Below are 14874 nucleotides of genomic sequence, written 5' to 3'. Positions count from 1 at the left end.
GCGACGCACCGCACTGACAAACGAAGAAGCCTCGTAAGCAAGCAGAACAATGCCGTAAACGGGCCCATGTACCGGCTGGTTGTGGGCAGTGAGCCCCGAGGCTGGCGAATGAGTCACTAGGCCCACGCAACCTTCTGGCTCAGAAATCCTGACTACTTCAGAACGTGCCCATTAGCTAACTTCTAAGCTGCAGGGCGAAAGAAAATAAACCGGCGCACGGTTCTGCTGCCACGTATCGGAGAGGAAATTTTATACTGCACTCACGGGTTGGCAGGAGGCTTCCCTCGTCGGCAGTTGTTTCCTTTGTATATTCCTTCAACGCGCTTCTTTCCTTTCTGCATCACATGCTCACGCCCGCTTCCCTGCTTCCGCCCAACGAAGCTGAACGCCTGGCAACGCTGCGCCACTACGATTTCAGCCACGTCGCCCCCGACGACATCTTGAACGACCTACTAGCCCTGAGCGCTACGCTTTTTGCGCAGCCCCTGGCCTTTCTGGCGCTGGTAGATGAACAGGAAGTACGCTTTCCGGCCCTGTACGGACTACCTGCCGTGACGGCCATCCCGCGGGTAAACGCGCTGTGCTCAACCGCAATTCTGCAGCCTCACACGCTGGCGTACGAAAACCTGGCCGCGGCTGCTCAGACCGGCGCCGATGCGCCGGCCATCCGCTCGGCGCTGGCTTTGGGAGCGGGTTTCTATGCCGCGGCGCCCCTGCGCATGCCCGATGGCCAGGCCATTGGGGTGCTTTGCCTGATTGGGCAGCAGCCCCGCCCCTTCAGCCCCACCGAGCAAGAGGCGCTCACGGCCCTGGCCGACGTGGCCAGCCTCGCCATTGCGGTGCGCCACATGTGCTTGGCCACCCCCGAGTTGGGCACCGAACAATGGAGCGCCGTGTGCCACCGCCTCCGCCCCGACGTGCAAAACCTGCACACCCTTTTGAGCGAATTGCTAACCCAGCACGGCACCCAAGTGCCCGTGGCTCCCGCCGTTTTGCAGCAGGTGCAGCAGCGCTTGCAAACCCTGCCGCTGCTGCTGGCAGAGTAGGATGGAGCGCAGCGCTGCCTTCAGCATCAACCAATTAAACATAAAAAGGCCCGCTCCCAAAGGGAACGGGCCTTCTTCTATCAGGAGGGAGAACAGTTTCTCACTCGTGATTCAAATGGCTTCTTGCAAATAGCTTACCAAATTTTGGCGCGGTCGGCAGCCGAGCGCACCATTTTGTCGCCATCCTTGCAGCCGAAGGCCTGGTGGAACTCCGGAAAGTTCTGCAATGGGCCATTGGAACGGAATTGGCCGGGCGAGTGTGGGTCGGTTTGTACTTGCTGGCGCAAGGACTCAGGGCGCATATTCACACGCCAGATTTGAGCCCAGCTCAGGAAGAAACGCTGCTCTGGGGTGAAGCCGTCGATGCTCTTGCCAGCCTTGGCCTGCGGCGTTTTCTTGAAAGCCTGGTAGGCAATGGTCAGGCCACCAAGGTCGGCGAGGTTCTCACCCATGGTCAACTTGCCGTTCACGTGCACCGAGTCCAGGGGAGAAAAGGCGTCGTATTGCTTGCCCACCACGTCGGCTTTGGCCATAAACTTCTCGCCGTCTTCCTTGGTCCACCAGTCGCGCAGGTTGCCCTCCGAGTCGACTTTACGGCCCTGGTCGTCGAAGCCGTGGGTCATTTCGTGGCCAATCACGGCGCCGATGCCGCCGTAGTTCACCGCATCATCCGCCTTGGGGTCGTAGAACGGCGGCTGCAGGATGCCGGCCGGGAACACAATTTCGTTGAGGCTGGGGCTGTAGTAAGCGTTTACCGTGGGTGGGGTCATGCCCCATACCGTGCGGTCTACGGGCTTGCCGAACTTGGTAAGGTTGTCTTTGGTGCTCCATTCAGCAGTAGCAAACAAGTTATTCAGGGCACTTTCGCGGCTGATATTTAGGTCTGAATAGTCCTTCCACTTGTCGGGGTAGCCAATCTTCACCACGAAGGCATTCAGCTTCTTCAGCGCCTCGGCCTTAGTGGCGGCGCTCATCCAATCCGTGGCTTGAATGCGCTCGGCATAAGCTATGCGCATGTTTTCTACCATCTGCTTGGCCCGAGCCTTGGCAGCAGGACTAAAGTCTTCGTCGACGTAAATCTGACCGAAGGCTTCCCCCAACGCACCATCCGTGGCGGCAAACGCTCGGCGCCACCGGGGCTGCGGCTGCTTAGCGCCCGACAACACCTGCGTAAAGCGGAATTCTTCGTCAACAAATGCCTTCGGCAAGGCTGATACCACCGACTCCACCAGGTGCCAGCGCAGGTACTGCTTCTGGTCGGCAATGGGCTCCTCCTTCATCATGGCGCTAGCCTCTTTCAGATAGTCGGGCTGACCTACGATTATCTCTTTGGCATCAGCCAACCCACTTTCCTTCAAGCGCAGGGGAAGGTTTAAATTGGGATAATCGGTCACCGCCTGGGCCACGGTCATCTTGTTGTAGTTGCTTTCGCGGTCGCGCAGGGCCACCCGGTCCCGGCTGGCCTTGGCCATGCGGGTTTCCATACGGGTCACCACATCGGCGTTTTTCTCGGCCGTGGCCTGGTCGTCGCCCAGCAGCTTAAACAGGTTTACCTGGTAGTTGCGATACGCCGTACGAATGGCCTTGGAACGGGCGTCGTCTTTGAGGTAGTAGTCGCGGTCGGGCAAGGTCAGTCCACCCTGCCGCATCTGTACAGCATACGCGTTGCTGTTCTTGCTGTCTTGGGCCACGTAAAAGCCATACCATCCCTTGCCCACGTTCTTGGGGTCGGCGAGGTAGCGCTGCACACCAGCCAGGTCTTGGATGGAATTGATTTGGTTAAGACGGGGCTGTAAGTACTTCAAGCCGGCTTTCTCCACGGCCACGCTGTCCATGGCTGCAGCGTAGAAGTCGCCCACTTTCTGCATGTTCGAGCCGGGCTTGGCCGTGCGGTCGGCCGCAGCTTTTTCCAGAATACGACGGGCTACACTCCGGTTGCGGTTACGCAACTCGTTGAAGGAACCCCAGCTCGTTTCGGAATTTGGAATCGGATTGTTCTTTATCCAGTTGCCGTTGGCAAACTGAAAGAAATCGGTGCAGGGCGACACCGTGCGGTCGAGGTTAGACAGCGTGACGCCGACGCCCGGCTGCCCCATGCCGGTTGGCACTTCCGCCTTTTTCTTGGTAGTAGCTGAATTGGTCTTGGTCTTGGTTTTTACCTTGGTCTGGGCCTGAGCCGCGCCAGCCACCAGTCCTAACAGCGCTGCAGATAGAGCCGCGCGCCGCACAAAAGAGAATTGATGCATTTGATTGGGAAATGGTTGATGTAAAGTTTGCCGGAAACGACCAACTCCCCTCCTTTTTTAAGGAGCGGATGTTCGAGCCAAGGGCTCGGACGGGGGTGGTTGAGTCGTTAAACGATGGGTGAACGAGTGACAGCAAAGTCGCTCGGGTGTCGTTCAACGAGCGCAACCACCCCCGTTGTCGCACAGCGACAACATCCCCTCCTTAAAAAAGGAGGGGAGTTTTTTGTTACCAGATTTTGGAACGGTCGGCGGTGGGGCGCATCATCTTGTTGCCATCCTTGCAGCCAAAGGCCTCGAAGAACTCCGGCATGTTCATGAGCGGGCCGTTGGTGCGGAACTCGGCGGGCGAGTGCGGGTCGGTTTGCACTTGCTGGCGCAGGGCCTCGGGGCGGGAATTGTTGCGCCAAATTTGGGCGTAGCCCAGGAAGAAGCGCTGCTCGGGCGTGAAGCCGTCGATGGTTTTGCCGGCCTTGGCCTGCGGGGTTTTCTTGAACGCGGCGTAGGCAATGGTGAGGCCACCGAGGTCAGCCAGGTTTTCGCCCATGGTCAGCTTGCCGTTCACGTGCACCGAGTCGAGGGGCATGAATGCGTCGTACTGCTTGCCCACAATGGCGGCCTTGGCATTGAACTTGTCGGCATCTTCCTTGGTCCACCAGTCGCGTAGGTTGCCCTTGGAGTCGTACTGCCGGCCCTGGTCGTCGAAGCCGTGGGTCATCTCGTGGCCAATCACAGCGCCGATGCCGCCGTAGTTCACGGCGTCATCCGCCTTGGGGTCGTAGAACGGCGGCTGCAGAATACCGGCCGGGAACACAATCTCGTTCATCGGCGGGTTGTAGTAGGCGTTTACCGTGGGCGGGGTCATGCCCCATTCGTTACGGTCAATCGGCTTGCCGAACTTGCTGATTTCATCCTGGTTGGCCCACTCGCGGGCAGCCAGCAGGTTGTTGAGGTATGACTCGCGGCCGATGTTCAGCTTGGAGTAGTCCTTCCACTTGTCGGGGTAGCCAATCTTCACCACAAAGGCGTTGAGCTTGGTCAGGGCTTCCTTCTTGGTGGCTTCGCTCATCCAGTCGGTGGCCTTGATGCGGTCGGCGTAGGCCACGCGCAGGTTCTCAATCATCTCCTTGGCGCGGGCCTTGGCCGCGGGCGAGAAGGCTTTGTCGACATACAGCTGGCCGAAGGCTTCGCCGAGGGCACGGTCGGTAGCGCCCAGGGTGCGCTTCCAGCGGGGCTGCTGCTTTTTGGCGCCGGTCAGGGTTTGGGCAAAACGGAAGTTCTCGTCCACAAACGCCTTGGGCAGGGCGGGCGTCACGCCGGTCACGAGGTGAAAGCGGAGGTATTGCTTCTGGTCGGCAATAGGCTCCTCCTTCAGCATAGTGCTCACTTCCTTCATGAACTCGGGCTGCCCCACGATTATCTCTTTGGCGGCGCCGAGGTTATTTTCTTTAAGCGTGAGCGGCAGAGCCAGGTTGGGGTAGGCGGCGTCGGCCTGGGCCAGCGTCATCTTGTTGTAGTTGGCGTAGGGGTCGCGCAGGTCCACGCGGCTCTTGCTGGCTTTGGCCAGGCGGGTCTCGATGCGGGCAACGGCGGCGGCGTTGGCTTTGGCCGTGGCTTCGTTATCGCCGAGCATCTTAAAGGTGTTTACCAAATAGGTGTCGTAGGCCGCTCGAATGGCTTTGGAGCGGGCGTCGTCCTTCAGGTAATAGTCGCGGTCGGGCAGCGAGAGGCCGCCCTGGTAAAACTGCACCGCGTACTGGGTGCTGATTTTTTCGTCCTGCCCCACGCCCGAGTTGTACCACACGCTGCCGGCGTGGGCCTTGGGGTCGGCCAGGAAGCGCTGCATCTCGCCCAGGTCCTTGATGGCCATGATGCGGTTGAGGTGCGGCTGCAGGTACTTGAGGCCGGCGGCTTCGATGGCGGCCGAGTCCATGGCCGAGGCGTAGAAGTCGCCTACTTTCTGCTCGTTCGAGCCCTTACGGGCCTTGGGAGCATTCTTGGCGGCATCGTTCAGGATGGCGCGCAGGGTGGCGTTGTTGCGGTCGGCCAGCTCATTGAACGAGCCCCAGCGCGATTCAGCGGCCGGAATGGGGTTGTTTTTGAGCCAATTGCCCGAAGCGTAATGGAAGAAGTCCTCGCAGGGCTTCACCGACGGGTCGATGTTGGCGACGTTGATGCCCACGCCTTTTTGGGTGGAAGCCGCGGCCGGCTTGGTGGTTTGCGCCACCGCGGCCGTGGTAGCCATGCTACCCAGGCCAAGCACGGCCAAGCTCAGTCGCCGCGCAATAGAAGTTAAATACATGAAAAGAGTGTTGGGTTGGGAAAATATGCCGTGAAGTTACAGACACCCGGGATTCATCGGGGTTGCAAGGCGGACAAAAGAAGAAAGAATAGAACGACCAACTCCCCTCCTTTTTTAAGGAGGGGATGTTCGAGCCAAAGGCTCGGACGGGGGTGGTTGCGCTCGTTGAACCGAAGGTCGGCGTAGCCAACGACACCCGAACGATAGCCGTGTGACTCATGCAAGTATTGTTCTTACCTCGTTCAACGATTTCAACCACCCCAGCTGGCGCTTCGCGCCAGCGTCCCCTCCTCAGCTGAGGGGAGTTTTCTGTTCTTTCCTGCCCTGCTACGTCCCTCGCCCGTAACTTGCACCGATGCCGCTTTACAACCGCCGCCCCGAGCTTCCGCCCATTCTGCCTCCTCCCCCACTCGGGCTCGCCGACCTGCTTGGCCGGGTGCGGCAGGCCCTGCAGCAACAGCTGGCCGACTCCTACTGGGTGATTGCTGAAGTAGCTGAGCTGACCGTGCCCCGCTTTGCCGGTGCGCATTGCTACTTCACCCTCACCGAGCAAACCATCGACAGTCGCGGCACGCCCGTGAAAGCCCAGGCCCGCGCCACGCTCTGGAGCCAGCGCTACCAGCAGCTGGCGCCGGCCTTCGAGCGCCACACCGGCCAGCCGCTGCGCCCCGGCCTAAAACTGCTGCTCCGGGTGCAGGTGCGCTTTCACGAACAATACGGGCTGAGCCTCGACGTAACGGCCATTGACCCCAGCTACACGGTGGGCGAGCTGGCTTTGCTGCGCTTGAAAACCCTGCGCCTGCTGGAAGAAAAAGGCCTGCTGGAGCGGCAGAAGCTGCTCACGCTGCCCCTGGCACCGCAGCGACTGGCCGTTATCTCCTCCCCCACCGCGGCCGGCTTCCAGGATTTTGTGCAGCAGCTCGACGAAGCATCTTATGACTTTGCCCTAACCCTTTTTCCGGCCATGATGCAGGGCGACGAAGCCCCCGCCAGCATTCGCGCCGCTCTGGACGGCGTGCGCGCCCGGCGCAGCCAGTTCGATGCCGTGGTCATTATTCGGGGCGGAGGCAGCCGCACCGATTTGCTGGCTTTCGACGAATACGGGCTGGCAGCGGCCGTGGGCGCCTTTCCCTTGCCGGTGCTCACCGGCATCGGCCACGAGCGCGACGAAGCCATTGTGGACCTCACCGCCCACCGCGCCCTTAAAACCCCCACGGCCGTGGCCGTTTTTCTGGTTGAGCGCCTGGCCCGGCTCGAAGCAGCTTTCCTTGGCTACGGCGAACAAGTGGTGGCGCTGGCCCGCCGCCAGCTCAGCCAGCGCCACGCCCGCCTCGACCAGCTGAGCGGGCAAAGCCGCTACGCCGCGCACCGCCAGCTCGACAATGCCCGCGAGGCCCTGCACGCCCGCGCCCGCCAGGCCGCCCAGGGCCCGCGCGAACAGCTGCGGCAACTGGGACTGGGGCTGGTGCGTTTCCGGCACCAGCTGCCGCGTGCGGCGCGGCGCGCCCTGGCCCGGGAGCAGCGCGGCCTGCGCCAGCGCGGACGGGCGCTGTTGGGTCGGTTTATACGCCATCACCGGCGGCGGCGCGAGGTTCTGTTGCGGCGGCGCTTTCAGCTGCAGCTGGCTCTGGAGCGGCAGCTTCACCGCCACGAGCTCCGGCTGGCGGCCATCAGCGAGCAGGCTGCTCTTAGCCATTTGCGTCAGCAGCTAACCACGGGGCAGTAATCGGCAGCAGAGTGCTGCCCACTGCCTCATCAACACACTTTTAATTCACTATAGCATACACATGACTTACCGCGAAGCCATTGAGGAGTTGGAAACCATTCTACGCGCCCTCGAAACCGATGCCGTGGACGTGGACGACCTCACCACGCGCGTCGAACGCTCGGCCGAGCTGATTCGGCTGTGCCGCCACAAGCTGCGGCACGCCGAAGCCTCGCTCGACCGTGTGTTTGACACCTTGGACGACGAAGACGAAGCCGATGAATTAGCAGAAGAAGAGGAAGAAACTGATGAGGAGGACGAGGATGACGAAGATGATGAAGCCGAGGACGACGAACACGACGACCTGGCTGGCGGGGCCGGACGCCCCTGGTAGCTAGGTTCAAACGCCTTCACCCCTCGGCTGGCAGCTTTGTATATTTGAAGCATTAATCCTGCACAAACTATTTTTTATACAGTTTGCCTTGCATTTGAAGCCTTACTCATCTGCCGAAGCCCGAGCTTATTTCTGCCTTTTTGCCTCTTGCTATTTAGTTAGAAATAGGCGCAGCAGGCTCCGGCAATGGGTGAATTTGTCTTCAAAAACTTAGCACTTTGCTGGGTACTGAGGAATGTATAAATAATTGATTTTTCAAAAATGCCGCGGCGATTGCCTTTCTTGTAGCCCATAAACCCAAGTGCCCTTGGGGGCATGAAATCCTGCTTCTACTAAAACCCTAACTGTAGCGCTTGCGCTGCACGCCCCAGGCCGCAAACCTGCTAACTGGAGGCCCCGTTGTTTTCCTTTTTTTTTGCGCTTCCTGCTCGTCAGAAGCCTTCGTGTGACGGATTTTCTACCCTTGCTATTGCTCACTACTATCTTGCTCCTGCTTGTGCTTGGGCTGGTGTGGTTTGTAGTGCGCTACCAGCGGATGCAGCTTCGGCAGCAGCAGGAAATGACCCAGATGCAGGAAGCCGCCCAGCAGCAGGCCCTGGCCGCAGCCCTGGTGGCGCAGGAAGACGAGCGGCAGCGCATTGCAGCCGAGCTGCACGACGGCGTGGGCACCATCCTGGCTTTGGCCAAGTTGCACTTGTTTGCTCCCGGCAGCCCCCCCGCCCCCGAAGCCAGCGCCCTGATTGACCAGGCCGTGGCGGAAGTGCGCCGCATTTCCCGCAACCTGCAGCCCGCCACCCTGCAGCAGTTGGGCCTGGCCCAGGCCCTGCGGGCGCTGGTGCAAGCCGTGCCCGCCGACAACGGCCCTGACGTGCGCCTGGAGCAGGAAGGCCCCCTGGGCCGGCTCATTCCGCCCCACGAGCTCATGGTGTACCGCATTGCTCAGGAGCTACTAACCAACGGCTTGCTGCACGCCGAAGCCCCGCACATTGTGTTGCGGGTGAACGCCGTGCCCGGCCTGCTCACCCTGACTTATTCCGACGATGGCCAGGGCTTCGACCTGGCAGCCTTGGAAGAACTGCCCCCACCCGGCCCTCACGGCCAGCCCGTTGGCATGGGCCTGATTAACTTACGAAGCCGCGTGGCCGTGCTTGGCGGCCAGCTACACTACCATTCCGAACCCGGCGTGGGCACCCGCGTCGAGGCCATTTTGCCCGTGACGCTGATGCCAGCCGGCACGCTCACCCCCACCTTTATTCTACACTCATGATTCCCAACAACGCTCCTACTGCGGGTGCCGTGCCAGTACGTCTGGCTATCGTCGACGACCATATTCTGTTCCGTAAAGGACTGCGGGCCCTGCTTAGCGGCTACGCGGGCATTGAGGTGGTGTGCGAGGCTGGCAACGGCCAGGAACTGCTGGAGCTGCTCGACCAAGGCAGCCGCCCCAACGTCGTGCTGATGGACATGCAAATGCCCATTCTCGACGGCCTGCAAACCACCCGCCTGCTGCGCACCCAGTTTCCCGGGGTGCGCGTGGTCATCATCTCCATGCACGACGACCCCTCCCTGGTGAGCACCGTGCTGGCCGAAGGCGCCCACAGCTACCTCGTGAAAAATACTTCGCCCGAAGAAATGCGCAGCGCCGTGCTGGCGGCTGCCGCGGCCGGACAAAAGTAAAAGTGCGCGAGGTGTTGGTATTTTCCGGGTGTTTAGGAACCTGTTTAGGAGGTAATGAGTGACTGTTCGTCATTCCGAGCGCAGCCGAGGAATCTCGCCCGAGTCGTTGCACGAGGCCCGAACGGTGCGAGCGAGATTCCTTGGCTACGCTCGGAATGACCGGTGGATGACTTTCTAAACATATTCTAGGTGCGGGGACGCGGCACGCAAGGCAGCAAAGCCAAGTGCCGCGTCTCTGCAGCCTTCCAAACAGCTCCGATTTCTAACCCGATTTCCTCTGGCTTCGCTGAGGATGTCCGTTACCTGAACGGTGGCTCCGGCAATTCGCGCCGGTCACTTTCGGTCAATTTATAGAACTTACGCTAACACGGGGAGGAAGTGATTTTGGCCACCTCAGGCAAGGCGAGATGAGTCGAAAAAGACGGTGAAGCTCCGCTTCGTGCTGAAAGTAACTTCTCGACAAACTCTGGCCCCAACCAAATACACTACATAGCCTAGCGCACCTAAACCTGTTCTGTAGCCAAGCGAGTCGGTCCCAAATAAGACAATCGAACAGGTCAAATAATAAACCTAATAGTACTATGTCATAAAAATTATTCTATTATCTGAGCCAAGTCTTTTTATAACTAATAAGGAGACAGTAGCTTTGGTAGATGAACTATTCTCTATCCGTTTATTTATTATTTTCAGGGCTACTACTCGCCAATACAAGCTCTGGGCAGTCCCATCCCTACCGCTTCGACCTGAAAGCTGAAAAGCTGGACGTTCCTACCAGTCCTTGGCAGGTGACGCAGGTGCTGGACCTGCGAACCGACCGCAGCCGGCTGGGCGAAGTGCTCCAGGGGCTCGACAACCACCGGGTTTCGGCCGATTTCACGCAAAGCCTGGCCACCGAGGTGAAGCAGTTTGTGCAAGTGCAGATGCCGCGCCAGCCCGATGCCCGGCCGGTGATTATGCGCGTGTTCACCCTCGGCTTGAGCGAGGTGCAGCGCACCAGCTCCGAGCACGCCGAGGCCGAGCTGGTGGCCGATTTTCTGGAGCCGCAGCCCGACAGCAGCTACCGCGTGCTGTTGAGTGTGGGCGAATTTACCCGGCGCGGAGGGCTCGACGTCACCAAGTTTCATCCTGCCAACCTGGCTCTGGTGCTGCAACAGGCCCTGCGGCAGCTGGTGGCCTTGCCCGCTGCGCCCAGCAACCACGAAACCCTAAGCCACGCCGATGCGCTGGCCGGCCTGGGCGGCGCAGCGGCCCGACGATTTCCCATTCAGGCAGCCGGGGCGGCCCCCAAGATGGGCGTGTACCGCAACCTGCAGGAGTTTCTGAACAATGAGCCGAGCGAGCCAGCCTATCCGTTCACATTTGAGCACATTGCCCACCCCGGCAAGCGCTGGGCAGGCACCGACGAAGTGCAGCCCAACTACCTATACACCGACAACACGCATCCTACCCGCCCGGTGAGTACGTCGGGGCTTTGGGGGATTAGCGATGGCAAAGAGCTGTTGATTGCGTACCACAGCCGCTTTTACAAGCTACTGCCGGCGGCCGATGGGCGCACCTACACCTTCACGGGCCCGCCGGCATTTGATGCACAGGCGGCTAACACCCTAGCTGCCGCCGGTGCCGTGGCCGGGCTGGTGGGGGTTGCCATTGCCAGCGCTGCCAATGGTGCCCGCCAGATGGACCTTTACGAACTCCGCTTGGCCTCGGGGCGCGTGGTGCCCGTGCAGGACGATGCCCAAACCAACGGCTTCGCAAAAGCGCCTGACTCGGTCAGGGTATACGTGTATCGGCGGACCGACGCGGCCAAAAACAAAACCGTGACTTTTAGCGCTTCCGGGCAGAACAGCATGGAGTTGCAAGCCCGCAACTGGACCGCCCTGACCTGGCGCGACCGCCAGCACGAGTTGAAGCTATGTGTGCGACTGGGAACCGGGCCCGAAGGCTGCCAGGAGTTTGTGCCGGATTTCAGCCAGCCCACTTACCTGGAATGCACCGTGCCCGCCGACGGCGGCGCGCCTGTGCTACGGGCAGTATCGGCGAAGGAAGGCTTGTTTGAGTTACGCCGCATTCAGCGCTTGCGGACGGTGCCCTACTAGGCGCTGCCTGCCTCGCATTCCGTCCCATTCGCTTCATACCTCCTTCCGATGCGGCTTTTTCTACCGAATGCCACTAACTGGTTGCGCTGCGTGCTGGCGCTGCTGTGCCCTTTCGCCTGCCTGGTGCCGGCCAATGCCCAGGTCGCGCCGGCGCGTGGCACCATTTATTACCTGCAGCTGAGCAACCAGCCGCTGAGTGTGCCCGGGCGCACGGTGTTTGTGGAGCAGGTAGTGGACGGCCGAAAAGGCCAACCAGCCATTGGCACGATATACCACGGCCTGTACGATGCGAGAGCCACCGTAATGTTCCGGAAGGGCCTGGAGCCCGAGCTAACGGACTGGTTTCGGCAGCACCTGCCCCAGCAGCCCACCGACCGGGCAGTGGTGCTGTGCCTGCGCCAGCTCCGCGTAAGCGAGGTACCTAGCGTAAAAAACCAAGCGGCAACGGCAACTGCCGAGCTCGTAGCCGATGTGTACCAACACCTGCCCGATGGCTACCACTTTGTAGCCAGTGTGGCCGACCAAACCAGCACCCGAGGCATATACTCCGACGCTCACCATAGCACGCACGTGGCACTGCTCCTGCAGCGCTGCCTGCTGCAGCTGGCCGATGCCAATTGGGCCCTAGCGGCCCGGCGACCGGCCCGCACATTAACGCAACTTCCTGTGGATGCTCCGCCGGTGGCTCGCCCGGCAATTTTGCGGGTGGCGGCCCCGCACCGGGGCGTTTATTACAGCATTGAGCAATTCCTCACCAACCGGCCCGACACCACGGCTACGCTGGAGTTGGACACCATCCACGCCAATTCACTTGCGACCACGCTAAACTTTAATTTGCCCCACGGGAAAACCTCCGATTGGAAGGGCTCCATCCTGTTTCGGGCGAAAGTGCGCGATGCAACCGGCGAGCGGGTATCTCCCAAAACGGTGTGGGGCTTTTCCGATGGACGGCAGCCCTACGTTCGCCAGCAAACCTACTACCGCCCCCTAACCCGGCAAGGCGATGGCTATACGTTTGTGGGCAGCGCACCAGTGGATGTGGAGGCGACCAACCGACGCAGCAAAAAGTTTATCGAAGGCAGCCTGGGGTTTGGCGGGTATGGCGGCACGGGCCCCGACAATACGGGCCAGCCCATGGTGTACACGCTCGATATGCGGACGGGTCTTGCGGCGCCGCTTGAGGCGCGGGGACCGTCTTCGCGGCGGGACACAGCTTTTGTGTATGTGTACCGGCCTTTGGGCGGCCCAGCCGAAGCGCAGCGCCTGTTCCTCGACGACCAGGAGGTGGGCCAGTTGCGGCCGGGCCAATACATGGAGCTGGTGTGGCCGCACTTTGGGCGCCCCATGCGCCTGAGCTTCGGCACCCTGGGCGGGCCAGCCACGTTGCTTGCTCCCAACGCCGCCTTGGCCAACTACGTGAAGCTGCTGCCCGCCGCGGCGCTCATGCCCTGGCAGTGCATGTCCGTGCGGCAGGGCGAGGCAGACGTGGATGCCCTGGAAAAACAACGCAACCCCTAGCGGCCGTGGCCGTGGGTACATAAGCCCGGATGCATAAGCCTAGGCCAGCTCCGTGCTGGGGTCCCAGAACAGCTTGGCGAAATCTACCACCTGGTCTTCTTCCACGCGGATGCCCTCGGCTTCCAGGGCTTCCTGCATGGCGAAGGGCGTGGCGTAGTGCAAGCGCCCGGTGAGCTGCCCCAGGCGGTTGACCACGCGGTGGGCGGGCACGTAGTGGTCGGCGGTGTGGGCAGCCATCATGGCGTAGCCCACGGTGCGGGCGCCGCGCCGCGAGCCCAGGTAGTGGGCAATGGCGCCGTAGGTGCTCACGCGGCCCGGCGGAATGAGGCGGGCGACTTCGTGCACGTCCTGAAAAAAATTGCGCGGCTCGGCAGGTTTTGGGGCGGCTGGCTTCATCGGGGCGAAGGTACTCTCGGTCTGGTTGGAGTACGTGTTCCGTCTATTTTAGGAACAATGACGCAACCTTTACATCGAAATTTGCACTATAGCAGTCCGAGTCGAAATCTGTTTTGGTCAATGCCGGTTCTGCCGTCTCGAACGGCCCCAAACATCCACTACTGCTTGCGCGTTCTTGCAACCTATGTCATTCGAAAATACCACCGTGGCTCCTGCTCCTACTTGGGACACCACTACCACACCCGGGCCCACTGCTACCCCTCCCACCTCTGAGCCCACGCCCGAAACGCCGCCTTCCAGGGGGCGCGGCTGGCTGGGCTGGCTGATTGCGGCCCTCGTCATTGCCGGGCTGGTTTTCGTGAAGATGAAGTATTTCCCCAGCACGGCTGGCGGCGACAAAAAAGGCGCGGGCGCTAAAGGCGGTGGCCCAGGCGGCAAAGGCGGTCCGGGAGGTAAAGGCGGCGGAGGTGGCCCTCAGCCCGTGCAGGTGTACGTGGTAGCAGCCACCGCCCTCACCGACCAAGTGGCCGCCACCGGCTCGGTGCTGGCCGAGGAATCGGTAATTATCAAAAGCGAGCTGTCGGGCAAAATCACCAGCCTCAACATCCGGGAAGGGCAGTCGGTGAGCAAGGGCCAGCTGCTGTTTACCATCAACGCCGACGAGGCGCAGGCCGCTATCAAGAAGCAGGAATACAACATCAGGCTCTTCCGCGACCAGGAGCGCCGCCAGCGCACCCTGCTCGACAAAGAATACATCAGTGCCCAGGAATACGAAACGGCCAACAACCAGCTGCTCACGGCGCAGGCCGACTTGCAGGCCCTGCGTGCTTCGTTGGCCCGGGCCTATGTGCGGGCGCCGTTTTCCGGCGTGCTGGGTTTGACCACCGCCACGGTGGGCACGTTTGTGAGCCCCGGTGCCGAAATCACCACTCTCTCGAAGGTGCGGCCCGTGAAAGTTGATTTTGCCGTGCCCGGCCGCTTTGCCGCCAACGTGCGCGTGGGCGACGTAGTGAGCGTGGTGGACGAAACCACCAACAAGACCTTCGACGCGAAAGTCTACGCCATCGACCCCCAGATTGACCCCGTGAGCCGCACCCAGCCGGTGCGCGCCCGCTACGCCAATACCAACAACGAGCTGCGCCCCGGCGCCTTCGTGCGCGTGAACCTGAAGCTAGGCGAAAGCAACACCGCCCTGCAAGTGCCCACCGAAGCCGTGATTCCGGAAGCCAGCGGCTACAACGTGTACACGGTGAAGAACGGCAAAATGGTGCCGCGAAAAGTGAAGATTGGTATCCGTTCCGATAAGGTTATTCAAATCACCGAAGGCCTGGCCGTGGGCGACTCTGTGATTCAAACCGGTATTCTGCAGGTAAAGCCGGGCGATAAGGTTAGAGTAATTAAGTAAGAACATCAAACTCCCCTCCTTACCAAGGAGGGGACGCTAAGCCGCCAGGCTTAGCTGGGGTGGTTGCGGGCGTTGCACGATACCCGAACAAC

At 60.9% G+C, this 14874-nt stretch carries 11 protein-coding genes; 8 read left to right on the top strand and 3 right to left on the bottom strand.

From position 1 onward, the window contains the following. The first annotated feature begins 344 nt into the window (after positions 1–344). On the top strand, positions 345–1046 hold the full coding sequence (locus BMZ66_RS12765; RefSeq protein WP_092673697.1) for a GAF domain-containing protein: 702 nt from the start codon (positions 345–347) through the stop codon (positions 1044–1046). A gap of 134 nt (positions 1047–1180) precedes the next feature. Here the strand turns inward: BMZ66_RS12765 and BMZ66_RS12760 are convergent, their stop codons facing one another. Together BMZ66_RS12760 and BMZ66_RS12755 are read right to left on the bottom strand one after the other, a co-directional pair. Continuing rightward, positions 1181–3292 carry a M13 family metallopeptidase gene (locus BMZ66_RS12760; RefSeq protein WP_092673694.1) on the bottom strand — a complete coding sequence of 704 codons (2112 nt, stop codon included), beginning with the start codon at positions 3290–3292 and terminating at the stop codon, positions 1181–1183. A gap of 226 nt (positions 3293–3518) precedes the next feature. Continuing rightward, entirely contained in the window at positions 3519–5591 is a 2073-nt protein-coding gene (locus tag BMZ66_RS12755) for a M13 family metallopeptidase (RefSeq protein WP_092673691.1), read from the bottom strand. Between the two features lie 355 nt (positions 5592–5946). Between BMZ66_RS12755 and xseA the strand changes: the two genes are divergently transcribed. The 6 genes from xseA to BMZ66_RS12725 all read left to right on the top strand — a co-directional run bounded on the left by xseA (position 5947) and on the right by BMZ66_RS12725 (position 12981). After that, the gene (gene xseA, locus BMZ66_RS12750; RefSeq protein WP_092673688.1) at positions 5947–7317 is read left to right on the top strand and encodes an exodeoxyribonuclease VII large subunit; all 1371 of its coding nucleotides are present in this window, start codon (positions 5947–5949) and stop codon (positions 7315–7317) included. A 61-nt stretch (positions 7318–7378) separates the two neighbouring features. Beyond that, positions 7379–7690 carry an exodeoxyribonuclease VII small subunit gene (xseB, locus tag BMZ66_RS12745; protein WP_092673685.1) on the top strand — a complete coding sequence of 104 codons (312 nt, stop codon included), beginning with the start codon at positions 7379–7381 and terminating at the stop codon, positions 7688–7690. 469 nt (positions 7691–8159) lie between these two features. Next, positions 8160–8957, top strand: coding sequence for a sensor histidine kinase (locus tag BMZ66_RS12740; protein ID WP_092673682.1), 798 nt, complete (start codon positions 8160–8162; stop codon positions 8955–8957). Beyond that, positions 8954–9367, top strand: coding sequence for a response regulator (locus tag BMZ66_RS12735; RefSeq protein WP_092673678.1), 414 nt, complete (start codon positions 8954–8956; stop codon positions 9365–9367). Before BMZ66_RS12740 ends, BMZ66_RS12735 begins: the two co-directional genes overlap by 4 nt. A gap of 653 nt (positions 9368–10020) precedes the next feature. Continuing rightward, on the top strand, positions 10021–11463 hold the full coding sequence (locus BMZ66_RS12730; RefSeq protein WP_143080189.1) for a hypothetical protein: 1443 nt from the start codon (positions 10021–10023) through the stop codon (positions 11461–11463). Positions 11464–11511: 48 nt separating this feature from the next. Then, the gene (locus BMZ66_RS12725; RefSeq protein ID WP_143080188.1) at positions 11512–12981 is read left to right on the top strand and encodes a hypothetical protein; all 1470 of its coding nucleotides are present in this window, start codon (positions 11512–11514) and stop codon (positions 12979–12981) included. A 39-nt stretch (positions 12982–13020) separates the two neighbouring features. On the opposite strand, the gene BMZ66_RS12720 is transcribed toward BMZ66_RS12725, so the two are convergent. Further along, entirely contained in the window at positions 13021–13377 is a 357-nt protein-coding gene (locus BMZ66_RS12720) for an MGMT family protein (RefSeq protein ID WP_092673669.1), read from the bottom strand. Positions 13378–13561: 184 nt separating this feature from the next. Between BMZ66_RS12720 and BMZ66_RS12715 the strand changes: the two genes are divergently transcribed. Next, positions 13562–14782 carry an efflux RND transporter periplasmic adaptor subunit gene (locus tag BMZ66_RS12715; protein WP_092673666.1) on the top strand — a complete coding sequence of 407 codons (1221 nt, stop codon included), beginning with the start codon at positions 13562–13564 and terminating at the stop codon, positions 14780–14782. Positions 14783–14874 lie beyond the last annotated feature (92 nt).

Origin of the sequence: Hymenobacter arizonensis (assembly GCF_900115775.1) — a bacterium.
Classification (GTDB): Bacteria; Bacteroidota; Bacteroidia; order Cytophagales; family Hymenobacteraceae; genus Hymenobacter; species Hymenobacter arizonensis.
This window is presented reverse-complemented; position numbering and strand designations above follow the sequence as displayed.

What these genes read in the sequence shown, in the direction of transcription:
- BMZ66_RS12755 (WP_092673691.1), bottom strand. Translation starts at nt 5,591, where the DNA reads ATGTATTTAACTTCTATTGCGCGGCGACTGAGCTTGGCCGTGCTTGGC.
- xseB (WP_092673685.1), top strand. Translation starts at nt 7,379, where the DNA reads ATGACTTACCGCGAAGCCATTGAGGAGTTGGAAACCATTCTACGCGCC.
- BMZ66_RS12735 (WP_092673678.1), top strand. Translation starts at nt 8,954, where the DNA reads ATGATTCCCAACAACGCTCCTACTGCGGGTGCCGTGCCAGTACGTCTG.
- xseA (WP_092673688.1), top strand. Translation starts at nt 5,947, where the DNA reads ATGCCGCTTTACAACCGCCGCCCCGAGCTTCCGCCCATTCTGCCTCCT.
- BMZ66_RS12765 (WP_092673697.1), top strand. Translation starts at nt 345, where the DNA reads ATGCTCACGCCCGCTTCCCTGCTTCCGCCCAACGAAGCTGAACGCCTG.
- BMZ66_RS12720 (WP_092673669.1), bottom strand. Translation starts at nt 13,377, where the DNA reads ATGAAGCCAGCCGCCCCAAAACCTGCCGAGCCGCGCAATTTTTTTCAG.
- BMZ66_RS12725 (WP_143080188.1), top strand. Translation starts at nt 11,512, where the DNA reads ATGCGGCTTTTTCTACCGAATGCCACTAACTGGTTGCGCTGCGTGCTG.
- BMZ66_RS12715 (WP_092673666.1), top strand. Translation starts at nt 13,562, where the DNA reads ATGTCATTCGAAAATACCACCGTGGCTCCTGCTCCTACTTGGGACACC.
- BMZ66_RS12760 (WP_092673694.1), bottom strand. Translation starts at nt 3,292, where the DNA reads ATGCATCAATTCTCTTTTGTGCGGCGCGCGGCTCTATCTGCAGCGCTG.
- BMZ66_RS12730 (WP_143080189.1), top strand. Translation starts at nt 10,021, where the DNA reads ATGAACTATTCTCTATCCGTTTATTTATTATTTTCAGGGCTACTACTC.